This is a genomic window from Streptomyces sp. TE5632, from assembly GCF_054061295.1.
On record NZ_JBSSEA010000002.1, the window covers coordinates 432,810 to 453,662 of the forward strand.

The following is a 20,853-nucleotide window of genomic DNA, read 5'->3' on the forward strand; positions in this document are numbered from 1 at the left end:
TCGACAAGGTCGACCAGGGCGCGCCCGCGCCGCCCCGGCTCGCCGCGCTCCCCACCACCGGGCCGTTGACCGGGGAACCCGCAGAAGTCCGGCTGAAGCGCCGAGGAGTCGCGCTCCGGCTACGCCTCGGGCCGCCGGGCGACGACCAGGCGGACTCGGGGGCTGCCGTCCGGCCGCTGCCCGAATTCGGGCAGCGGGTGGAGTTCGACCCGGAATCCGGCCCGGTCCAGCTCGCGCCGGAGGTCGCCGAAGCGGAGGGCGCGGTAGTACATGACGAACGGCGGGCGCCACACCGCGTTGCGCACCCGCATCACCGCGTCGAAGCCCAGCAGCATCCAGTACGCGAGTGAGCCCGGCCGGGGCGGAGCGACCACCGGGAAGGCGAACCGTCCTCCCGGCCGCAGCACGCGGTGGACCTGGGCGAACAGCTCCGGCAGCTCGCGCGGCAGGAAGTGGCCGAACGCCCCGAAGCTCACCACCAGATCGAAGGCGGGCCCGAACGGCAGCGCCCGCGCGTCCGCCCGCACATGACCGGCCGGCGGTCCCCCGGGCCGGGTCCGCCCGCGCGCGACGGCGAGCATGCCCGCGCTGAAGTCGACGCCGGTGACGCTTCGACGGCATACCCGCGCCAGTACGTCCATGCCCGCACCGGTGCCACAGCACAGATCGAGTCCGGTGTCGAACGGCCCCAGCCTCCGCAGCGCCCCGGCGGTGGCGTCGAGCACCGAGCCGGGCGTACGGAAGGGGGTCTGGTCGAACTTCGGCGCGAGGAGGTCGTAGCCGCGCTCCACGGACGACAGCGCCTGGACGGCGAGTTCCCGCAGACGCGGGCCTTCGGGGCTGAACATCGGATCAGCCTAGACCCAGGCGTCGCCCGAGGGGCTAGCCTCGTGCACACCTGTGCGAACCGTTGATGTGAGGAGCTGTGATGCGGGCATTCCGCGAGGCTGTCGAGGCGCACGACATGGACGCCGCCGAAGCGCTGCTGGCCGAGGACGTCGTCTTCACCAGCCCGGTCGTCTTCAAGCCCTACACCGGCAAGCCGATCACGGCGGCGATCCTGCGCGCGGTGGCGGAGGTCTTCGAGGACTTCCGGTATCTGCGGGAGATCAACGACGTGAACGGCCGCGACCACGCGCTCGTCTTCTCCGCGCGGGTGGGCGACCGCGAGATCGAGGGCTGCGACTTCATCCATGTCGACGACGACGGCCGTATCGACGAATTCACCGTGATGGTGCGCCCTTTGTCCGGCGCGCAGGCACTCGCGGCCGCCATGGGCGCGCAGTTCGAGAAAATCGCGCGTGAGGAGCGGGACCGCTCGGCCTGAGCGCACTCGGGAACGGCGGAGCACCGCTCGATCGCCCGACCTGCTCAGGGCCTGCCGGCGGATCATGCCAAAGACGCGGGGCATGCACGCCCTCCTCCGCCTTGCAGTTGCACTCACCAGTCCTCGCTCACCCATGCCCGGCAAGGCGCCGCCGGCACCCTCCGGCTTGATCCGCCGGGCAGGCCCTGGCTCCAGGGTCTGCCCGGCCGTCCCGGCGGGCCCTTCTCCGGCTCGTACACCGTTGCCCTCGACCGCGCTCGCGCGCCCCGTGGTACCCTGGCGGCAGCACTCGTTCAGCGCCTCCGTGCACATCGCAGGCCTCGGTGCCGTTTCTTCTCTTTCTCCTCTCGCTTTTCACCGGTTCATCGGTTCACCGATCCGCCCGTCGTTTCCGACCGGCCGTCCGGCTTTCCCCACCACCTCGTGAGCAGGGCTTCATCGCCACGGCCGAGGTGCTGTTTCCCGCGGCCCAGGGGCGCAGACGCACCCTCCGGCACGGCTCCCCCTTCCCTTCGTACGTCCGTTCCGCCGCATGCTCTTCCCCCGTCGTCCACGAAAGGTCCGAGCTCCGTGACCACCACCACGCTCCCCCGCCCCTCCGTCCACCAGCAGCCCCAGGCCGTCAGCGGTGTTGTCGACATCGATGCGGCCGGGAAGGCGCGGCTGCGGGCCGGCACCTGCCTGCCCTCCCCGTCCGACCTCGCCGTCTCCCTCGCGCTGGTCCGCCGGCACGGCCTGCGCAAGGGGGATCACGTCGAGGGGCTGCGCGACGACCGGCACGGCCTCACCGAGGTCGCCCGGGTCAACGGCCGGACGCCCGACGCGCTGCGCCACCGGCCGCACTTCGGGGACCTGACGCCGCTTCACCCACGGGAGCGGCTGCGCCTGGAGCATCCCGCGTCCGGTCCGGCCGGGCGCCTCGTCGATCTGCTCGCGCCCGTCGGCAAGGGGCAGCGCGGTCTGCTCGTCGCCCCGCCGAAGACCGGCAAGACCGTTCTGATCCAGCAGCTCGCGGCTGCCGTGGCGGGCAACCACCCCGAGTGCCGGCTGATGGTCGTACTGCTCGACGAGCGTCCCGAGGAGGTCACCGACATGCGGCGCTCGGTGCGCGGCGAGGTGTACGCCTCGACCTTCGACCGGCCCGCGAAACAGCACATCGCTCTTGCCGAGCTGGTGATCGAGCGGGCCAAGCGGCTGGTCGAGGCGGGCGAGGACGTCGTCATCCTGCTCGACTCGCTGACCCGGCTCTGCCGGGCGTACAACAACGCCGCACCCTCCGGTGGCCGCACCATGAGCGGCGGTGTCGACACGTCCGCGCTGATCGGGCCGAAGCGGTTCTTCGGCGCCGCCCGCAAGGCGGAGGAAGGCGGCTCGCTCACGATTCTCGCCTCGGCCCTGGTGGAGACCGGTTCCCGCGCCGACGAGTTCTACTTCGAGGAGCTCAAGAGCACCGGCAACATGGAGCTCCGGCTGAGCCGTGAAGCGGCCTCCCGCCGGCTTTTCCCGGCCGTCGACATCGTTCCGTCCGGCACCCGTCGCGAGGAACTGCTGCTCACCCCCGCGGAGTTGACCGCCGTACACGGCCTGCGGCGGGTTCTGCGGCCCCGGGACGGGCAGGTGGCCGGCCTGGAAACCCTGTTGGAGCGGATGCGGGAGACCCCCGACAACGCGACCTTCCTCCGGAGCGTCCGGCCGACCCTGCCCGATGGCCGACCGACGTAACGGCGTGCGGCATCCGGGTGCTCGCGAAGGGCCCCCGGCCCGGTCATCACGGCCCTCCGGGGTTCCCTTCCTACGTTTGCGGTATGGCTATCGGATTTGCTTCACGGGCTGCCGTGTCCACCTGTGCCCTCTGCACGGCAGGCCTGCTGGCGCTCGCGCCCGCCGCGGCGACCGCCGGTACGCGTCCGAACCCCGCACCGCCGGCCGGCTCCGGATCACGCGCCGCGCCGGACTCACTGCTGTACCGCTCCGGCACACAGGTGCGCCCCCGCGCCGAAGCACCCGAGGTCCCGGAGCTGTCCGCCCGGTCCTGGCTGGTGGCCGACGCCGACTCCGGTGAGGTGCTCGCGGCGCACGACGCGCACCGCAGGCTGCCGCCCGCCAGCACGCTGAAGACCCTGTTCGCCCTCACCGTGCTGCCCGTCCTGCCGGGCGGCCTCCGGCACACCGTCAGTGCGGAGGAACTTGCGGACATCGGCCCCGGCAGCAGCCTCGTGGGGGTCGCCGAGGAGCACACCTACCGGATCTCCGACCTGTGGAACGGGGTCTTCCTCAGCTCCGGCAACGACGCCGTGCACGTCCTGGCCGCGCTCAACGGCGGCTGGCAAACCACCGCCGAGCGGATGCAGGAAAAGGCCCGCTCCCTGGGCGCCCACGACACCTGGGTGAAGTCGCCCGACGGCTACGACGCTCCCGGACAGGTGTCCTCGGCGTTCGACCTGGCGGTCTTCGGCCGGGCGGGACTGCACAACCCCGACTTCGTGCGGTACTGCTCCCGTGCGGAAGCGACGTTCCCCGGCCGTGACGGTGGATCGTACGGAATCCTCAACACCAACCGGCTGCTCACCGGAGCCAACGGTGTGGATCGCTACCCGGGCCTCGTCGGGGTCAAGAACGGCTACACCAGCAACGCCGGCAACACCCTCGTGGCGGCCGCCCGCAGGGACGGGCACACCCTCGTGGTCACGGTCCTCAACCCCCGGTCGGGCGGGCACGCCGTGTACGAGGAGGCACGCGCGCTGCTTGACTGGGGGTTCGAGGCGTCCGGCCGGGTCGATCCGGTGGGGTCGCTGGACGCCCTGCGGACCACGTCGATGCCGGGGCCCCGGGGCCGGTCCGCGGCCGGTCCGGCCCCGGCTTCGGCCCCCGCGGTGCAGGACGCCGAGCCGGAGCGGCCGGTGGCGTGGACGGTCACGTGCACCGCGCTGCTGGGCGCGGCGGGCGTGGCACTTTTCCTGCGGCTCAGGTGGGGTCCGGCCGTGTCGGGGTGATTCCCCGCCCGCACGGATCTCCTACCGCGCGCCGGACCGGTCGAGCGGGGCGAGCACGGGTGCGGGGCGGACGTCCCCGACCGGGCGGCCGCCGCCGAGCAGCGGTTCGCCCGCGAATCCGGTGAGCAGGGCCGGGTCGACACCGGACCGGGCGAGGGCGGCGGCGGTCACCGGGACACGCGCCCGGCCCGCGCCGTCGGAGATCTTCACGGCCACGGCGCGGCCGTCGGGCAGGGCGGCGATCTGAACGCCCTCGAAGCCGTCCTTGGCGAGCAGCCCGGGGACGGCCCGCATCAGGGAGGCGACGTCCCGGCCGGAGCCGGAGGCCATCTCGGGGTGTTCCCGCATCGCGTCGGCGACCCGGGTCTCGGGGGTGCCGGGCGCGGCGGTGACGACGCGGGCGGCGGCACGGGCGAGTCCGTGCAGGGAGACGGCGAACAGGGGCGCGCCGCAGCCGTCGACGGTCACCCGGGCGACGCGCTGCCCGGTGAGGTCCTCGACGCTCGCGGCGATCGCCCGCTGGAGGGGATGAGCGGGGTCGAGGTAGTCGTCGAGGGACCAGCCGTTGAGCTTCGCGGTGAGCAGCATGGCGGCGTGCTTGCCGGAGCAGTTCTGGGCGAGCCGGGAGGGCGGGCGGCCGTCGCGCACCCAGGCGTCCCGCACGGCCGGGCCGAGCGGCAGGTCCGGGACGTTGCGCAGGTGGTCCTCGGTGAGTCCGGCGCCCGCGAGGACGCGCCGGACACCGGCGAGGTGGCGTTCCTCGCCGGAGTGGCTGGCCGCGGCGAGGGAGAGCAGTTCGCCGTCGAGCGGCAGCCCGGCGCGCACCATGGCGACGGTCTGGACGGGCTTGAGCGCGGAACGCGGGTAGCAGGCGGCCTCGATGTCGCCGAGCCGGAGCCTGACCTCGCCGTCGGCGCCGAGGGCGACGACGGAACCGTAGTGGACGCCTTCGACGACCCCGCCGCGGACGAGGTGGGCGACGGGGGCGTGGAGGGGTTCACGGACCGGGGGTGCGGCCGCGGGGGAAGGGATGTTCATCAGGATCGGTCTTCCGTGGTGGTGTCCGTGGGAGTGTGCGCGCCCGGCGGGCGGACGATGGCGGCGAGAGTCGTCTCGACGCGGTCGAGATGGTGGGACATCGCCGCGAGGGCGTCGTCCTCGGAGCCGTCGGTCAGTGCCTCCACGATCGCCCGGTGCTCGTGGTTGGACTGCTCGCGCCGGTCCCCCAGCTGGTTCAGGAAGGCGGACTGACGGGCCAGCGCGTCCCGGATCTCCTCGATGACCCGGCGGAACACGGGATTCTGGGTGGCCTCGGCCACGGCGAGGTGGAAGAGGGTGTCCATGGCGACCCACGCGGTGGTGTCGGTCTCCCGGTCCATCCGGTCCAGCAGGTGGTTCAGCAGGTCGAGGTTCTCGGGGGTTCGCCGCCGGGCCGCGTACCGGGCGACCGGGAGCTCGACGTGGCGGCGCACTTCCAGCAGGTCACCGGCCGCGTAGTCGCCGAATGTGGGCTCTCCCACCACATCGGCCACGACGAAGGTGCCCTTGCCGGTCCTGGACACGGTCAGGCCCATGGTCTGCAGTGCCCGCAGGGCCTCGCGCAGCACCGGCCGGGAGACCCCGAGGGTGCGGCACAGCTCCGCCTCGGAGGGGAGTTTATCGCCGATCGCGTACACGCCCCGCTCGATGGCGTCGCGCAGGTGGGAGAGAACCGCTTCCATCGCGCTCACGCGCCGCGGCCCCGACCCACCTGTCTGGCTGTCTGACAGGTTCACGGAAGTGATCGTGCGGGCGAACGCGGGGACTGTCAAGCGGGGGGGCGGCCCGGTGTGCGCGGTGGGGCTACCACCCCCTCGTTCTGGGGGTCAACGTCATTCTGCGGCCGGGAAGCCGTTCACATACTCAGGTGCATGGCCAATCCGACGGTACTCACCGGAACCCCGCCCACATGTGACCGCGAGAGGGGGAGCGACTTCGCCGAACTGTCGCGGCGCATCACCGCCGAGGGGCTGCTCAGGCGCCGCCCGCTCTACTACACCCTGCGCTTCGGGGCCCTGGCCCTCGCACTCGCGGGAGGGGTGACCGCCTTCCTCGTCCTGGGCGACAGCTGGAGCCAACTGCTCGTCGCGGCAGCCTTGTCCGTGGTCTTCGGTCAGCTCGCACTCGCCGCGCACGACCTGGCGCACCGCCAGGTGTTCTCCCGTCGGCGCCCCAGCGAAGCCGGCGGTCTGCTGGTGGCCGACGTACTGCTGGGCATGAGCTACGGCTGGTGGATGAACAAGCACACCCGCCACCACGCGAATCCCAACCACGAGCAGAAGGACCCGGATGTCGCCCCCGACCTCCTGGTCTGGTCACGACGCCAGGCGAGCCGGGCCCAGGGCATCGCGCGGTTCATCGGAAAGCACCAGGCGGCGCTGTTCCTTCCGATGCTGACGCTGGAGGGCCTCAATCTGAGTTTCAGCAGCTTCAAGGCGTTGCGCGGCCCGTCGGTGAAGCGGCCGGTGCTGGAGGGGACGCTGCTCGTCGCCCACTTCGCCGTGTACTTCGGCGGGCTGTTCACGGTGCTCTCCCCCGGCAAGGCGCTCGCTTTCCTCGCCGTCCACCAGGGTCTGTTCGGGATCTACCTCGGCTCGGTGTTCGCCCCCAACCACAAGGGCATGCCGATGATCGAGGAGGGGACGCGCCTGGACTTCCTGCGCCGTCAGGTGCTCACCTCCCGCAACGTCAGGGGTGGTGTGTTCGTCGACGTCTTCATGGGCGGGCTGAACCACCAGATCGAGCACCATCTCTTCCCCAGTATGCCCACGCCCGCCCTCGGCCGGGCCCAGGTCATCACCGAGCGGTACTGCGCGGAGCTGGGCATCCCGTACTGCCGGACAGGGCTGTTCGCCTCGTACGGCACGGCGCTGCGCCACCTCAGGAGCGTGGGGGAACCACTGCGCGAGGCCCGCTGACGGACGGCGACTCGCACGCGGCGGCGGAAGCGCCCGGGACGTCCGTCACGCTCACAGCGCGCCGGCCAGGGCCGCGCCGGCGAACGCCGCGCCCAGGCCGGCCGCGACGCTCGCCACGACGTTCGCGGCGGCATGGCGGACGGCCCCCGCCTCGGCGAGGCGGAGGGTCTCGTAGGAGAAGGTGGAGTACGTGGTCAGGGCGCCGCACAGACCTGTTCCGAGCAGCAGCTGGAGGTGCGAACTCGCGGCGCCGGCCGCCGCCGCGCCGGTGAGCAGGCCGAGCGTCAGGCAGCCGGCCACGTTCACCGTGAAGGTCCCCCAGGGGAACACCGGGTCGTACCGGGACTGCACCGCGCGGTCGGTGAGGTGGCGCAGGGGTGCCCCGATGGTGGCGCCGAGGACGACCAGCAGCCGGTTCACGGCCTTCCGCCCTTCGTCCCGGGAGCGGCGGGAGGGCCGGGAGGGCGTTCGTGGCCCGGGTGCCGGACCGCCTCGCAGGCGTCGAGGGTCACCAGGCCCTCGGTGACGAGCGTGTCGAGCTCGGGCAGGAAGGCCCGTACCCGCTCTTCGGTGTCGACGACGACGACCGCCACCGGCAGGTCCTCGCTCAGGGAGAGCAGCCGGGAGGTGTGGACGAGCGAGGAGGCGCCGAATCCCTCGATGCCGCGGAAGACGCTGGCGCCCGCCAGTCCCGCCGCGTGGGCCCGGTGGACGATCTCCGAGTAGAGCGGCCGGTGGTGCCAGGTGTCGTTCTCGCCGATGAACACGGTCAGGCGCAGCGCACTGCCGGTCAGCCCTGTCATGGCTGCCTCCTGTTCAGAACACCACGGGTCGCGGACGCGGCCGCCCACACGGCGCCGCGAGCGGGGTGACGGCGAGGTAGGTGAGGGCGAGGCCGTGGCTGCCGCCGTCGAACAGGTTCCGGCCGTCGACGGCGTAGGTCGAGAAGGTCGTGAAACCGCCGAGGACACCGGTGCCGAAGAACGGGCGGACCAGGGGGTGGGCGGTACGGACCTCGGTGATGATCACCATGAACACGCCGATCACGGCGCAGCCGGTGATGTTGACCCCCAGGGTCGTCCAGGGGAACCCGTCCGCCGGTGTCGGCCACCACAGGGCGGCCGCGTACCGGGCGGTGGCGCCCGCTCCCCCGCCGAGGGCGACCACGGCGACGACGGGAGCGGTGGCACGCCGGGCGGGGCGGTGTGCGCGGAGAACCTCGGTGGGCGGGGCTGTCACGGGCGCGCGTCTCCCACTCGTCGAGCGGCCCGCACGTGCGGGCGCGCGCCTCCACAAGCAGGGACCGTTGGCGGCGTGCCGCGGTTCGGGTACGGCGGGCCCCACCGCCGCGCCACGAGACGTGCTCGTGGCCGAAGGCCACCCCAACGCCCGGGGCGCGAGAGGGTTATCCGCCCAGCGCGCGGGTGAGGGCCGCGCGCTGCAGCGGCAGTACCTCGGCGTGCAGGTCGCGGCCCTTTCGGGTGAGCGTCACATACACGCCCCGCCGGTCCTCCGCGCAGACGCTCCGGACGGCCAGGCCGTCCTTCTCCAACCGGGCGATGAGACGGGACAGCGCGCTCTGACTGAGGTGGATCCGCCCGGCCAGGTTCTGCACTCTGCACTGCTCGCCCTCCGCGGGCGGGGAGGTCGCCAGGATGTCGAGCACCTCGAAGTCGGAGGCCCCCAGACCGTACGGATGCAGCGCGCGGTCGATCTCGCCGAGGGTGCGCGCGTGCACCGACAGGATCTCCCGCCACCGCTCCTCGAGCCGCGAGTCCACCGCCTCAGCTGCCATAGGTGAACGGTAGCACTCGTTGGTTTTTCAACGACCGTGTGCGTTCCCACCGGCGGCCGGGCCGGCGCGCTACGTCGACTCGCGCTTCACCAGTTCCGTCGGGAGGATCACCGCGGCCGGGTCCTCGCCGCCGATCTGGGCGAGCAGGACCCGCACCATCTCGGCGCTGATGCGGTCCCAGGGCTGGCGGATCGTGGTGAGGCCGGGACTGGCGGCGACGGCGGCCGGGGAGTCGTCGAAGCCGCCGACCGCCACGTCCTCCGGTACCCGGCGTCCCGCGCGGTGCAGCGCCGTCAGCACCCCCTGTGCCATCAGGTCGGAGGCGACGAACACGGCGTCCATGTCCGGCGCGCGGGCCAGCAGCCGCTCCGCGCCCGCCTCACCGCTGGCCCTGCTGTAGTCACCGGAGACGACGAGCCGCTCGTCGGCCTCGAGGCCGGCCTCGGCGAGCACCTCCTGGTACCCGGCGAGGCGCTCCACCCCGCCCGGGGTGTCGAGCGGTCCCGTCACCACGCCCACCCTGCGCCGGCCCAGGGCCAGCAGATGGCGCACCATGTCACGGGCGCCGTCCCGGTCGTCCGCGGCCACGTAACTCACCTTGGAGCCCAACCCGATCGGCTTGCCGCACGCGACCAGCGGCACGCCCGCCGCCCGCAGCTCCTCGGCCACCGGATCGCCCGAGTGACTGGAGACCAGCAGCACCCCGTCGACGTGCCCCGCGGTGATGTACCGCACGATGCGCCGCCGTTCGTCCTGCGTCCCGGCGATCATCAGCAGCAGCGGAATGTCGTGCGCGGCCAGTGCCTGCGTGCAACCCCGCAGCAGGACGTTGAAGTTGGGGTCCTCGAAGAACCGCTCCTGCGGTTCCGTCAGCAGGAAGCCCACCGAGTCCGACCGGCCGGTGATCAGTGAGCGGGCGTGCCGGTTCACCACGTATCCGGTTCTGCGGATCGCGGCGTTGACCGCTTCCGCGGCGGCCGGGCTGACGTAGTGGCCGCCGTTGAGCACGCGTGAGACGGTGCCGCGCGAGACACCTGCCTCACGCGCCACGTCGTGGATCGTCGGCGGCTTGCGCCTGCCCCCCGTGTCGCTCATGGTCATGACTTTACGGCCCCGGACAGCAGGTCCAGGCTCCAGAACCGCTGAATGACCAGGAAGAGCGCGACCAGCGGGAACACCGCCAGGAACGCACCCGTGACCACCAGGGTGTACAGCGCCGGGGTGTTGGCTCCCTGCTCGAGGAGCGTGTACAGACCGAGCGTGATCGGGAACTTCTCGTCGTCGCTGAGCATGACGCAGGGCAGCAGGAAGTTGTTCCAGATCGCCACGAACTGGAACAGGAACACCGTCACCAGACCGGGCGCCATCATCGGCAGCGCGACCCGGGTGAAGATCCGCCACTCGCCCGCCCCGTCCATCCGCCCGGCCTCCACGATGTCGGACGGCACCGCCGCCGCGGCGTAGATCCGCGCGAGGTAGACGCCGTACGGGGAGAGGATCTGCGGCAGCAGCACGGACAGATAGGAGTCCGTGAGATCCGCCCGGGCCAGCAGCAGGTACTGCGGAACGGCGAGGATCACCGGCGGCATCAGCACACCCGCGAGCAGCACGTTGAACAGCGTCTCGCGGCCCCGGAAGCGGTAGACCGCCAGTGCGTAGCCGCTGACCGCCGACACGCACGTCGACAGCAGGGCGCCGAGCCCGGCGTACAGGGCGGAGTTGCCCATCCACTGCCAGTAGACGCCGTCGCGGTACGCGCTGAGGTCGGACAGGTTCTCGGTGAAACCGGTGCCCGGCCAGAACGTGAACGTGGAGAACAGCTCACTGCCGGACTTGGTCGACGCGATGACCACCCAGGCGACCGGAAGCAGGCAGTACAGCGCGCCGAGCAGCAGCGTCAGGGTGGGGATCAGTGCGGTCCGACGGCGGCGCCCCGGGCCCTGGGCGGTTCGGGGGGTGGAGCCGGCCGCGGGCTCGGCCTTGTGCAGGGCCAGAGAGCTCATCGGGCCGCCTCCTGCTTGTTTCGTCGGTTCGCGGCCCGCAGGAAGCCGAAGGACAGCACCAGGGTGGCGAGCGCGATCAGGGCCGCCTGCGCGGCGGCCGCGTGGATGTCACCGTTGCCGAAGGCGTCCTGGTACACCTTCATCAGCGGACTCCAGGTGGTGGAGACGGAGTTGGTGAGCGGCTTGAGGGTGGTCGGTTCGTTGAACACCTGGAGCGTCGCGATGATCGAGAAGAAGAAGGTGAGCACCAGCGACGGCGCCACCATCGGGATCTTGATCCGCAGCGCGATCTGCAATGGGCCGGCGCCGTCCAGCTTCGCCGCCTCGTACACCTCGGCCGGGACGGCCCGCAACGCGGTGTAGATGACGATCATGTTGAAGCCGGTGCCGCCCCACACCGCGATGTTCGACAGGGCGAGGTACAGCGGACCGCCGTCCAGCAGATCCGGCCGGGGCAGGCCGAGCCGGTCGAGCACGAAGTGGAACGGACTCACGTCCGGCAGGTACAGGAAGCCCCACAGCAGAGCCGCGATCACGCCCGGGACGGCGTACGGCAGGAAGATCGCGAGCCGGGTGAAGGGGGCGAGCCGCGCCTTCTCGGAGTCCAGCATCAGCGCGAACAGCAGGGCGAGTCCCAGCATCACCGGTACCACGATGCAGCCGTAGCCGAGCACGCGCAGCGCGCCGTCCAGCAACTCGCCGTCGGTGAGGGCGGCGGTGTAGTTCTCCAGGCCGGCCCAGACCTCCTCACGGGCGCCCGGGCCCAGGCCCAGGCCCGACACCCGCACCTTGCGGAAGCTGAGCCAGACCGCGTACCCGATGGGCAGCGCGAAGAAGAGCAGGAACAGGAGCGTCGCGGGGATCAGGAAGAAGAAGGGGGCGCTTCGCGTGCGCCTGAGCGCAGAGGTGCGGGACGGGAGGGGGTACGGGCCCCGCTCGGCCCCGTACCCCCTCCCACGTGCCGGGGACTTCACGGAGCGACCTCGAAGCCCTGCTTCTTCAGGTCGGCGACCGTGTCCTGCTGCATGGCGTCCACGGCGGCGACGAAGCCGGACTTGTTCTTCGCGGCGGCGCCGAAGGCGTCCTTGAACGTCGTGTACGCGACGTTCACATTCGGGCCCCAGGCGGGCGGCACGGTGGTCCGCGCGATCTCGGCGGCCTTCCGGTAGAAGTCCGGCTGGTTGGAGAAGTACTCCGGCGGGGTGGTGAAGGCGCCGCTGAGCTGGGCCGAGGTGGAGGCAGGGTAGATGCCGCCCTCCTTCGCCAGCGCGTTGAGGGCCTCGCCGTCGGTGTTCAGCCAGGTGGCGAACTTCGCGGCGGCCTCCTTGTTCTTCGAGTCCGTGGTGACGCCGGTGGAGGAACCGCCCCAGCTGCCGGTGCGGTTCTCCTGGCCGGTCCACTGGGGGAGCGGGGCCATGGCCCACTTGCCCCGGGTGTCGGGTGCGGCCGTGGTCAGCGTGCCCGGCGCCCACACGGCGCTGACCCATGCGATCTGCTTGCCGGTGTTGAGCGCCTTGTTCCAGGCCGGGGTGTACATCGGCTGGTTGTCGATGGCGCCCTCCTTGACCAGGCCGCCCCAGAACTCGGCGACCTTCTTGGTCGCTTCGTCGTCGATGCCGACCTTCCACCGGTCACCGGAGGTGGTCCACCACTGTGCGCCGGCCTGCTGGGCGAGGCCCGCGAACAGGCCGGAGTCGTTGGCGGAGAAGGTGGTCAGATCCGTCTCGGGCGAGGCCTTCTTCAGCTTCCGCGCGGTGTCCGCGAACTCGTCCCAGGTCCTCGGGACCGTCAGGCCGTACTTCTCGAACAGGTCCTCGCGGTAGTAGAACATCATCGGACCGATGTCCTGCGGCACCGCGTACACCGCGTCGGTGCCGAGCGTGGTCTGCTGCCAGACGCCGTCGGCGAACTTGCTCTTCGCGTCGCCCACGTCCTCGCCCATGTCGGCGAGCGCGTCATTGCTGACCAGGGTGGGCAGCGCCTGGTATTCGGCCTGCACCAGGTCGGGCGCCTTGCCGGCCTTGTGCGCCGTGAGGATCTTGGTGACCAGCGTGTCGCCGGACGCCTGCTTCTTCACCGTGACCTTGATCTGCTCCTTCTTGCCCGGCCCCTCGTTCCACAGATCCACGACCTTGTCCATGCCGGGGGTCCAGGTCCAGTACGTCAGTGAGACCGGGCCGGACCGGGTCCCGCCGTCGTCGTCCGACGACGAGCCGCAGGCGGCCAGCGCGGTGGCGCCGAGTGTGAGGGCGACGGCGGAACTCACGAGGCGGCGGCGCTTCGTGTATGGCATCGAACTCTCCCCTGACCTGGGCCCCCGCCTCTCGCGAAGGCCTGCTGCCCAAGCACTGCACGGTTCGTACCGCGGCTCGCGGTGCTCTGTGAGCGTTCACAGTAGAGAAGCGCCCCGGACGCTTGTCAATGGTTGTTGCTGTGCGGTTATGTTGGGTCCGTACCGCCGAAAATGTGTGTGCACGTTCCCAGCATCTCGACATACCGGGAGAGAATCCATGCCGGAGACCACCCCCACGGGCCTCACCGGGCTCGCCTTCGGTGGGGACTACAACCCCGAGCAGTGGCCGGAAGGCGTCTGGGCCGAGGACGTCCGGCTGATGCGGGAGGCCGGCGTCACCATGGTGAGCGTCGGGATCTTCTCCTGGGCCCTGCTGGAGCCCTCGCCCGGCGTCCACGACTTCGGCTGGCTCGACCGCGTGCTGGACCTGCTGCACGAGAACGGCATCCGCGTCGACCTCGGCACGCCCACCGTGGTGCCGCCCGTCTGGTTCTACCGCGCCCACCCGGACGCGCTGCCGGTCACCGCGGACGGGGTGCGCTACGAGTTCGGCTCCCGCGGCGCCATCTGCCACAGCAACGCCGACTACCGCGCCGCCGCCGCGGACATCACCACCCGGCTCGCCGAGCGCTACGGCGACCATCCCGCGCTCGCGATGTGGCACGTCCACAACGAGTACGGCGTCCCCGTCTCCGCCTGCTACTGCGACGGATGCGCCGCCCACTTCCGCCGCTGGCTCGCCCGGACCCACGGAAGTGTCGACGCCGTCAACGAAGCCTGGGGCACCGCCTTCTGGGGCCAGCACTACACCGACTTCGAGCAGATCAACCCGCCGCGGGCCACCCCGACGGTCGGCAACCCCGCCCAGGCACTGGACTACCGGCGGTTCGCCGACGCCACCGTGCGGGAGAACTTCGTCGCCGAGCGGGACATCCTGCACCGCCTCGCACCCGGCATCCCGGTCACGACCAACTTCATGACCGCCCTGAGCCAGTGCGACTCCATGGACTACTGGGCCTGGGGCCGCGAGGTCGACCTCGTCACCAACGACCACTACCTCATCACCGACGGCCGCCGCACCCACGTCAACCTGGCGATGTCCGCCGACCTCACCCGCTCCGTCGCCGGGGGCGCGCCCTGGCTGCTTCTGGAACACTCCACCTCGGGCATCAACTGGCAGCCCCGCAACCCCGCCAAGGCTCCCGGCCAGATGGCCCGCAACTCCCTCGCCCACGTGGCCCGCGGCTCCGAGGGCGCCATGTTCTTCCAGTGGCGCCAGTCCCGGCGCGGCGCGGAGAAGTTCCACTCGGCGATGCTGCCGCACGGCGGGACCGACACCCGCGTATGGCGCGAGGTGGTCGAACTCGGCGCCTCCGTCGACGCGTTGGCACCCATCCGGGGCACCCGCACCGAGGCCGACGTCGCCGTGCTGTGGGACTGGCAATCCTGGTGGGCGCAGAACCTCGACTGGCGCCCCAGCGAGGACCACGACGCCCGCGAGCGCGCCGACGCCTTCTACGAGGCGCTCTACGACCGCCATCTCACCGTCGACTTCGCCCACCCGGAAGCCGACCTCTCGACGTACCCCCTGGTCGTCGTGCCGGCCCTGTACCTGATGACCGAGGCGGCCGGGAACAACCTCAGGCAGTACGTGGAGAACGGCGGCACCCTCGTCGTGTCGTACTTCTCCGGCATCGTCGACCAGCACGACGCCGTGCACCAGGGCCCGTACCCGGGTGCCCTGCGGGACGTCCTCGGCCTGACCGTCGAGGAGTTCTCACCGCTCCCGGCCGGCGGACGGGTCCGCCTCACCGGCCCCGACGGCTTGGAACTCGGTGCCGACGTGTGGACCGAGTTCGTGGTGCCGCGCGGCGCCGAGACCGTCTGGACCTACGCCGACGGCCTCACCGCGGGCCGCCCCGCCGTCACCCGGCACCGCCTCGGCGAGGGCAGCGCCTGGTACGTCTCCACCCGCCTGGGCGCCGAGGGCCTGGACACACTGCTCGGCCGGGCCGTCGAGGACACCCGGATCACCCCGCGCGACGACCTGCCCCGTGACGTGGAAGTGGTCCGCCGCACCGGGGAGTCGGGCACCTTCCTGTTCGCCGTCAACCACACCGGCACCGACACCAAGGTGCCGCTCGACACCCCCGGCACCGAACTGCTGACGGGTGAACGCGCCGCGGGCCGCCTGGCGGTCCCGGCCGGAGCCGTCCGGGTCGTCCGACTCGACGGCTGAGCCACGACTCCCCTCCGCCCGCGTGAACAGCGCACACCGCGGGCGGAGGGGGCACCGGCCCCCGCCGGGCCGGGGCGCCCCCTCCCCACGTCGAAGGGACGACGAACACCCATGTTCCATCCCAGACGCACACTCCGGGCACTGCTGCTGCCGCTCGCCGCGGGACTCTCCCTCACCGCGCTCCCCGCCCAGACCGCGACCGCGGCGAGCACGCTCACCAACGGCGGCTTCGAGGCCGACGGTTCAGGCGCGGCCGGCCCCGACGGCTGGTCCGAGTACGGTGACACCGGCGCCTCGTACACCGAGCCCGGCGGCCGCGACGGCGGTCACCGCCTGTCCCACTGGTCGTCCTCGGCCTACCGGGCGGAGACGTACCAGTACCTGTCCGGGCTGACCAACGGCGCCTACGAGCTGACCGCCTGGGTGCGCTCCGGCGGCGGCCAGAACGCCGCCCACCTCGCCCTGAAGAACTGCGGCGGCACCGAACAGCGCACCGATCTGCCGGTGTCCACGAGCGACTGGATACGGATCGTCGTGCCCGTCAAGGTGACGAACAACCAGTGCACGATCAGCGTCACCAGCGACGCGAACGCGGGCAACTGGATCAACGTCGACGACCTGACCTTCACTCCGGGCACCTCCGGCCTGACGATCAAGGGCTCCGACATCTCGTCCCTGCCCAAGAGCGAGGACAGGGGCGGCGTCTACCGGACCGCCTCCGGCGTCGCCGGTGACGGCGTCGCCATCCTGAAGTCCGCCGGAATGAACTACGCCCGCCTGAAGGTCTGGGTCGACCCGGCCGACGGCTACAACAACAAGGCGCGCGTCCTCGCCATGGCGAAGCGCGTCAAGGCCCAGGGCATGAAACTGCTGGTCGACTTCCACTACTCGGACACGTGGGCCGATCCGGGCAAGCAGACCAAGCCCGCAGCCTGGTCGGGGCACTCCTACGGTCAGTTGAAGACGGACGTGTACCGGCACACGTACGACGTCCTGGGCGCCCTTAAGGCGCAGGGCACCACGGCGGACATGGTCCAGGTCGGCAACGAGATCAACGGCGGCATGCTGTGGAACGAGGGGGCCACCGGCAACTGGACGCAGCTCGCGGGCCTGCTCAACTCCGGCTACGACGCGGTGAAGGCGGTCGCCCCGGCCACCGCCGTCGCGCTGCACCTCGCCGAGGGCGGTGACCTCGAGGGCACCCGCTGGTGGTTCGACAACGCCGTTTCCCACGGCGTCCGGTTCGACACCATCGGCCTGTCGTACTACGGCTACTGGCACGGCACCTTGCACGACTTCCAGACCACCCTGGACGACGCGGCCGCCCGTTACGGCAAGCCGGTCTTCGTCGCCGAGACGGCCTACCCGTTCCGCCTGGACAGCGAGGACGGCCTCGAGAACATCATCGACCTCGCCGAGGAACTCGTCCCCGGCTACCCGGCGTCCCCGGCGGGGCAGACCCGGTGGATGAACGACGTGGCGAGCATCGTCGAGGCCGTCCCGAACGGACGCGGCCTCGGCGTCTTCTACTGGGAGGCGACCTGGACCGCCCGCACCGGCAACGGCTGGGACCCGGCCGACCCGGCCTCCGGCAACGGCTGGGAGAACCAGGCGCTGTTCGGCTACGACGACCGGGCGCTGCCCGCGACGGCGTGGTTCCGCCACCGGTGAGTTCCTGAGCCGCGGCGGGGCCCGGCCGCACGCACGGTACCTGTGCGGCCGGGCCCGTCCCTCGAGGCGACGGCTGTTCGACCACCTTGTGGCCAGGGTGGGCCGACTCTCGGACAAGGTGCCGGAGCACATGACACGAGGGCTCCGGTCGCGGGACAGTGGACGTGCCCGGAGAGGACGCCGGGGCGGAGGTGGACGGCATGCTGAGGACTCCCGCCGACGGGACCCGACTGCACATCCTGACGTGGCTGAGAGAACCCGGCCACGCCGCACACGGCGTCACCGCGGAAGCCGTCGCCGCCCGGTTCGGCATGCCCCACCCCGTGGCCCTCACCCACCTCCGGCTGCTCACGGCCATCGGCCTGCTGCGCACCAGCCACGTCGCCGGACGCCGGTACTACCGGCGCGACGAGGTACGGATCGCCGCGGTCGCGGCGGTGTTCGAGAAGGGCTGGCGGCGCACGCCACCGCGCGACGACCACGGCAGCGTGCAGTGACCCCTGGGCGAGTCTTTTTGGGTGCCTGCGGGCACGGAGTGAGGGTGCTCAAGATCCGTTTGTGACGGCGAGCTCGACCACCCCCGTGACCGCGCCGTGTGTGAAGGCCGGCGACGACCGGGCCGGGATCGCCCGGCTGCCGGGCGGGCCACCGCGAGAATCCCTCCGAGTCGCCGTGCCCGGCCGTCATGCGGGCCCTGCCCGGCTTTCGCAGCGGGGCCCGCCGGCTGCGGCAGGCACGCGCCCGCCACCGCGGCATGCTCGCACGCCCCGCAGCACGCCGGCTGCCGCAGGCGCCCACGGGCCGCGCTGCCGCGGGGCGAACGCCTGCTGCGGGGCCTCGCCGGGGACACCGGCTTCCGGCACGACACCGTGTGGCTCGGCGACTTCGCGCCGGTGCCCTGCGGGATGTCACGGCCCACGGTGAAGCGGTCCGAGGCGGCCCGGCGGCGGCTGCTCGCCACCTTCACGGTTCTGCCGGGGGCCGCGGCCGTTTCCGGCGTGCACCCTCGTCGGGCGTGCCGGTCCCTCGGGCCCCGGCCGGCCCGGGGCCCGAGGGGCGTGCGGTCCTGGCGGCGATGCGGGAGGGCCGCCCAGTTCGTGCGGGAGCGGCCCGGCCTGCTGCCGGTCACCGGCAGGGGTGTGCGTCCAGGGTCTTTGCGCGGTCGCTGGGCGAGCAGGGCCGCACGCTCCCGCGGCCGTCGCTGCAACGCGGGGCCGCCCGCCCCGGAGGGCCGGTGCCCCAGGAGGTCCGCCGGCCGATCGAGTCGGTGAACGACAGCCTCAAGGGCCGGCTCGACCTGGAACGTTGCGGCGGTCGCGGCTGTGCGGGCGTGGCCGCGCGCGGCGCGTCCTGGCGCCGGCCGCCGTGCTCTGGCGCGGCTTCCGGACCGGGCAGGCGGTCAGCCGCTCACTGACCGCCTACGACCCCTGAACGCGTTCGGAAAGACTCGTTCAGGGGCGGGCCAGCAGGGTGCGGACCCCCTCGGACGTCAGCGTGAGGCGGTGTTCGGAGCTGCCGTCGATGGTGAGGGACAGCTCGTCGGCCGGCCACTGCGCGGCCAGGGCGCCGAGCGGTACCAGACGGTAGCGGGAGACGAACGGGAGCAGTCCCGACATCTCCAGTTCCGAGGTGAACACGGGCACCACCTGGATGCCGTCCGGCTGTTCCATCACCGGCAGCGCGACGGCGCCGGGGTCGGCGGCCGTCTCGTCGCCCGTGTCGTCGGGCACGGGGATCAGTACGTCACTGTTGGCGAGGGCGTCCAGAGCCGCCGTGTCCTCGGTGTTCTCCGAGAGAGCGTCCAGAGCCCGCTGGGCGGGCGTGGGTCCGTTGTTCTCGTGCGCGGGTGTCTCCATGGCTGTTTCCCTCGTAGCGGTGGTCGTACGGACCGCTCCGGACCGGATCGGTGATCGGAACAAGATCCGCTTCGGGCACGGTCCTGCACGCGTACCCGATCGCGCGGGGCGCAACCCTGCCGGAAGGACACCCCCTGAGAGCCCCCTTGACCCGCATGGTTATCATATGAGCGCCGCCTAGCTCGAAAGATAATCCTGTGACTGTCAACGAAGACTCGTTCACCAACTGGAAGCACCGCGAGGAAATCGCGGAGTCGATGATCCCGATCATCGGGAAGCTGCACCGCGAGCGGGACGTCACCGTCCTGCTGCACAGCCGCTCCTTGGTGAACAAGTCGGTGGTCTCCATCCTCAAGACCCACCGCTTCGCCCGCCAGATCGCCGGCCAGGAACTCTCGGTCACCGAGACGCTGCCGTTCCTCCAGGCCCTCACCACGCTCGACCTCGGTCCGTCCCAGATCGACCTCGGCCTGCTCGCCGCGACCTACCGGACCGACGACCGGGGACTGTCGGTGGCGGAGTTCACCGCCGAGGCCGTGGCAGGCGCCACCGGCGCCAACAAGATCGACCGCCGTGAGCCGCGCGACGTCGTCCTCTACGGTTTCGGCCGCATCGGCCGTCTCCTCGCCCGCCTGCTCATCGAGAAGTCGGGCTCGGGCAACGGCCTCAGGCTCCGTGCCGTCGTGGTCCGCCGGGGCGGTGAGCAGGACATCGTCAAGCGGGCCTCGCTGCTGCGCCGCGACTCGGTGCACGGCCAGTTCCAGGGCACGATCACCGTCGACGAGGCGGCCGGCACGATCGTCGCCAACGGCAACACGATCAAGATGATCTACGCCGACGACCCGGCGCAGGTGGACTACACGGCGTACGGCATCAAGAACGCCATCCTCATCGACAACACCGGCAAGTGGCGCGACCGCGAGGGCCTCTCGCAGCACCTGCGCCCGGGTATCGACAAGGTCGTGCTGACCGCCCCCGGCAAGGGCGACGTGCCCAACATCGTGCACGGCGTCAACCACGACACCCTCAAGCCGGACGAGCAGATCCTGTCCTGCGCGTCCTGCACCACCAACGCGATCGTCCCGCCGCTGAAGGCGATGGCGGACGAGTACGGCGTGCTGCGCGGCCACGTGGAGACCGTCCACTCGTTCACCAACGACCAGAACCTGCTGGACAACTACCACAAGTCCGAGCGCCGGGGCCGCTCCGCACCGATGAACATGGTGATCACCGAGACCGGTGCCGCCTCCGCCGTCGCCAAGGCGCTGCCCGACCTCGAGGCGACGATCACCGGCAGCTCGATCCGGGTCCCCGTACCGAACGTGTCCATCGCGATCCTCAACCTCCAGCTGGGCCGCGCGACCGACCGCGACGAGGTCCTCGACCACCTCCGCGACGTGTCGCTCACCTCACCGCTGAAGCGTCAGATCGACTTCATCAGCGCCCCCGACGCGGTCTCCAGCGACTTCATCGGCTCGCGGCACGCGTCGATCGTCGACGCCGGCGCCCTCAAGGTCGAGGGCGACAACGCGATCCTCTACCTCTGGTACGACAACGAGTTCGGCTACTCCTGCCAGGTCGTCCGGGTCGTCCAGTACGTCTCCGGCGTGGAGTACCCGACCTTCCCGGCACCGGCTCCCTGACGGACGGACAGACAGGGCGGGGCGGGACCGGCAAGCGGTCCGGCCCCGCCCCCGCCGGTGTTCGCCCTGCTCGGAC

19 protein-coding genes and 2 pseudogenes are annotated in these 20,853 nt (G+C 71.6%); 9 read left to right on the forward strand and 12 right to left on the reverse strand.

The window, feature by feature from the left end; all coding sequences use genetic code 11:
* Positions 1–119: 119 nt before the first annotated feature.
* The gene (locus ACVW19_RS04065; RefSeq protein WP_457456628.1) at positions 120–848 is read right to left on the reverse strand and encodes a class I SAM-dependent methyltransferase; all 729 of its coding nucleotides are present in this window, start codon (positions 846–848) and stop codon (positions 120–122) included.
* Positions 849–928: 80 nt separating this feature from the next.
* Between ACVW19_RS04065 and ACVW19_RS04070 the strand changes: the two genes are divergently transcribed.
* From ACVW19_RS04070 to ACVW19_RS04080, 3 genes are all read left to right on the forward strand, one after another.
* Positions 929–1,327: a nuclear transport factor 2 family protein gene (locus tag ACVW19_RS04070; protein WP_279337423.1), complete on the forward strand. Its 399-nt coding sequence runs from the start codon at positions 929–931 to the stop codon at positions 1,325–1,327.
* 570 nt (positions 1,328–1,897) lie between these two features.
* Positions 1,898–3,049, forward strand: coding sequence for a transcription termination factor Rho (gene rho, locus ACVW19_RS04075; protein WP_457456630.1), 1,152 nt, complete (start codon positions 1,898–1,900; stop codon positions 3,047–3,049).
* A gap of 83 nt (positions 3,050–3,132) precedes the next feature.
* Positions 3,133–4,320: a D-alanyl-D-alanine carboxypeptidase family protein gene (locus ACVW19_RS04080; protein WP_457456632.1), complete on the forward strand. Its 1,188-nt coding sequence runs from the start codon at positions 3,133–3,135 to the stop codon at positions 4,318–4,320.
* 21 nt (positions 4,321–4,341) lie between these two features.
* Here ACVW19_RS04080 and ACVW19_RS04085 read toward each other — a convergent pair whose 3' ends face one another.
* Both ACVW19_RS04085 and ACVW19_RS04090 read right to left on the reverse strand, forming a co-directional pair.
* The gene (locus ACVW19_RS04085) at positions 4,342–5,358 is read right to left on the reverse strand and encodes an asparaginase (RefSeq protein WP_457456634.1); all 1,017 of its coding nucleotides are present in this window, start codon (positions 5,356–5,358) and stop codon (positions 4,342–4,344) included.
* Complete coding sequence (locus ACVW19_RS04090) at positions 5,358–6,095, reverse strand: FadR/GntR family transcriptional regulator (RefSeq protein WP_457456636.1); 738 nt, start codon at positions 6,093–6,095, stop codon at positions 5,358–5,360. Before ACVW19_RS04090 ends, ACVW19_RS04085 begins: the two co-directional genes overlap by 1 nt.
* Before the next feature lie 135 nt (positions 6,096–6,230).
* Here ACVW19_RS04090 and ACVW19_RS04095 point away from each other — a divergent pair, with 135 nt between their 5' ends.
* Entirely contained in the window at positions 6,231–7,277 is a 1,047-nt protein-coding gene (locus tag ACVW19_RS04095; RefSeq protein WP_457456637.1) for a fatty acid desaturase family protein, read from the forward strand.
* 51 nt (positions 7,278–7,328) lie between these two features.
* Here ACVW19_RS04095 and crcB read toward each other — a convergent pair whose 3' ends face one another.
* The 8 genes and pseudogenes from crcB to ACVW19_RS04135 all read right to left on the reverse strand — a co-directional run bounded on the left by crcB (position 7,329) and on the right by ACVW19_RS04135 (position 13,368).
* Positions 7,329–7,697 (reverse strand): fluoride efflux transporter CrcB, encoded by a 369-nt coding sequence (gene crcB, locus ACVW19_RS04100; protein WP_457456639.1) that lies wholly within the window; start codon positions 7,695–7,697, stop codon positions 7,329–7,331.
* The gene (locus tag ACVW19_RS04105) at positions 7,694–8,080 is read right to left on the reverse strand and encodes a DUF190 domain-containing protein (protein WP_457456641.1); all 387 of its coding nucleotides are present in this window, start codon (positions 8,078–8,080) and stop codon (positions 7,694–7,696) included. Before ACVW19_RS04105 ends, crcB begins: the two co-directional genes overlap by 4 nt.
* A pseudogene (locus ACVW19_RS04110) lies at positions 8,077–8,516 on the reverse strand (FluC/FEX family fluoride channel). The gene ACVW19_RS04105 and the pseudogene ACVW19_RS04110 overlap by 4 nt, the downstream one beginning before the upstream one ends.
* Positions 8,517–8,682: 166 nt before the next feature.
* Positions 8,683–9,072: a MarR family winged helix-turn-helix transcriptional regulator gene (locus tag ACVW19_RS04115; RefSeq protein WP_457456643.1), complete on the reverse strand. Its 390-nt coding sequence runs from the start codon at positions 9,070–9,072 to the stop codon at positions 8,683–8,685.
* Positions 9,073–9,141: 69 nt separating this feature from the next.
* The gene (locus ACVW19_RS04120; protein WP_457456645.1) at positions 9,142–10,173 is read right to left on the reverse strand and encodes a LacI family DNA-binding transcriptional regulator; all 1,032 of its coding nucleotides are present in this window, start codon (positions 10,171–10,173) and stop codon (positions 9,142–9,144) included.
* A complete protein-coding gene (locus ACVW19_RS04125) occupies positions 10,170–11,075 on the reverse strand; it encodes a carbohydrate ABC transporter permease (RefSeq protein WP_457456647.1) in 906 nt (301 codons plus the stop codon). The genes ACVW19_RS04120 and ACVW19_RS04125 overlap by 4 nt, the downstream gene beginning before the upstream one ends.
* A complete protein-coding gene (locus tag ACVW19_RS04130) occupies positions 11,072–12,049 on the reverse strand; it encodes a carbohydrate ABC transporter permease (protein WP_457456649.1) in 978 nt (325 codons plus the stop codon). Before ACVW19_RS04130 ends, ACVW19_RS04125 begins: the two co-directional genes overlap by 4 nt.
* The gene (locus tag ACVW19_RS04135) at positions 12,046–13,368 is read right to left on the reverse strand and encodes an ABC transporter substrate-binding protein (RefSeq protein WP_457456651.1); all 1,323 of its coding nucleotides are present in this window, start codon (positions 13,366–13,368) and stop codon (positions 12,046–12,048) included. The genes ACVW19_RS04130 and ACVW19_RS04135 overlap by 4 nt, the downstream gene beginning before the upstream one ends.
* Before the next feature lie 217 nt (positions 13,369–13,585).
* On the opposite strand from ACVW19_RS04135, the gene ACVW19_RS04140 reads away from it, so the two are divergent.
* From ACVW19_RS04140 to ACVW19_RS04155, 4 genes and pseudogenes are all read left to right on the forward strand, one after another.
* Positions 13,586–15,607, forward strand: a complete 2,022-nt coding sequence (locus tag ACVW19_RS04140) for a beta-galactosidase (RefSeq protein WP_457456653.1) — start codon at positions 13,586–13,588, stop codon at positions 15,605–15,607.
* Positions 15,608–15,718: 111 nt separating this feature from the next.
* Positions 15,719–17,278, forward strand: a complete 1,560-nt coding sequence (locus ACVW19_RS04145; RefSeq protein ID WP_457456655.1) for a glycoside hydrolase family 53 protein — start codon at positions 15,719–15,721, stop codon at positions 17,276–17,278.
* A 200-nt stretch (positions 17,279–17,478) separates the two neighbouring features.
* Entirely contained in the window at positions 17,479–17,775 is a 297-nt protein-coding gene (locus tag ACVW19_RS04150; RefSeq protein WP_457456657.1) for an ArsR/SmtB family transcription factor, read from the forward strand.
* 61 nt (positions 17,776–17,836) lie between these two features.
* A pseudogene (locus tag ACVW19_RS04155) lies at positions 17,837–18,709 on the forward strand (IS982 family transposase).
* 20 nt (positions 18,710–18,729) lie between these two features.
* Here the strand turns inward: ACVW19_RS04155 and ACVW19_RS04160 are convergent.
* Entirely contained in the window at positions 18,730–19,134 is a 405-nt protein-coding gene (locus tag ACVW19_RS04160) for an SseB family protein (RefSeq protein WP_109382194.1), read from the reverse strand.
* Between the two features lie 197 nt (positions 19,135–19,331).
* On the opposite strand from ACVW19_RS04160, the gene ACVW19_RS04165 reads away from it, so the two are divergent.
* Positions 19,332–20,777: a glyceraldehyde-3-phosphate dehydrogenase gene (locus ACVW19_RS04165; RefSeq protein ID WP_457456659.1), complete on the forward strand. Its 1,446-nt coding sequence runs from the start codon at positions 19,332–19,334 to the stop codon at positions 20,775–20,777.
* Positions 20,778–20,853 lie beyond the last annotated feature (76 nt).

Excerpts from the sequence above, each read along its gene's own strand:
- ACVW19_RS04065 (WP_457456628.1), bottom strand. The coding sequence starts at position 848 with ATGTTCAGCCCCGAAGGCCCGCGTCTGCGGGAACTCGCCGTCCAGGCG.
- ACVW19_RS04070 (WP_279337423.1), top strand. The coding sequence starts at position 929 with ATGCGGGCATTCCGCGAGGCTGTCGAGGCGCACGACATGGACGCCGCC.
- ACVW19_RS04080 (WP_457456632.1), top strand. The coding sequence starts at position 3,133 with ATGGCTATCGGATTTGCTTCACGGGCTGCCGTGTCCACCTGTGCCCTC.
- ACVW19_RS04085 (WP_457456634.1), bottom strand. The coding sequence starts at position 5,358 with ATGAACATCCCTTCCCCCGCGGCCGCACCCCCGGTCCGTGAACCCCTC.
- ACVW19_RS04095 (WP_457456637.1), top strand. The coding sequence starts at position 6,231 with ATGGCCAATCCGACGGTACTCACCGGAACCCCGCCCACATGTGACCGC.
- ACVW19_RS04105 (WP_457456641.1), bottom strand. The coding sequence starts at position 8,080 with ATGACAGGGCTGACCGGCAGTGCGCTGCGCCTGACCGTGTTCATCGGC.
- ACVW19_RS04115 (WP_457456643.1), bottom strand. The coding sequence starts at position 9,072 with ATGGCAGCTGAGGCGGTGGACTCGCGGCTCGAGGAGCGGTGGCGGGAG.
- ACVW19_RS04120 (WP_457456645.1), bottom strand. The coding sequence starts at position 10,173 with ATGACCATGAGCGACACGGGGGGCAGGCGCAAGCCGCCGACGATCCAC.
- ACVW19_RS04125 (WP_457456647.1), bottom strand. The coding sequence starts at position 11,075 with ATGAGCTCTCTGGCCCTGCACAAGGCCGAGCCCGCGGCCGGCTCCACC.
- ACVW19_RS04135 (WP_457456651.1), bottom strand. The coding sequence starts at position 13,368 with ATGCCATACACGAAGCGCCGCCGCCTCGTGAGTTCCGCCGTCGCCCTC.
- ACVW19_RS04140 (WP_457456653.1), top strand. The coding sequence starts at position 13,586 with ATGCCGGAGACCACCCCCACGGGCCTCACCGGGCTCGCCTTCGGTGGG.
- ACVW19_RS04145 (WP_457456655.1), top strand. The coding sequence starts at position 15,719 with ATGTTCCATCCCAGACGCACACTCCGGGCACTGCTGCTGCCGCTCGCC.
- ACVW19_RS04150 (WP_457456657.1), top strand. The coding sequence starts at position 17,479 with ATGCTGAGGACTCCCGCCGACGGGACCCGACTGCACATCCTGACGTGG.
- ACVW19_RS04160 (WP_109382194.1), bottom strand. The coding sequence starts at position 19,134 with ATGGAGACACCCGCGCACGAGAACAACGGACCCACGCCCGCCCAGCGG.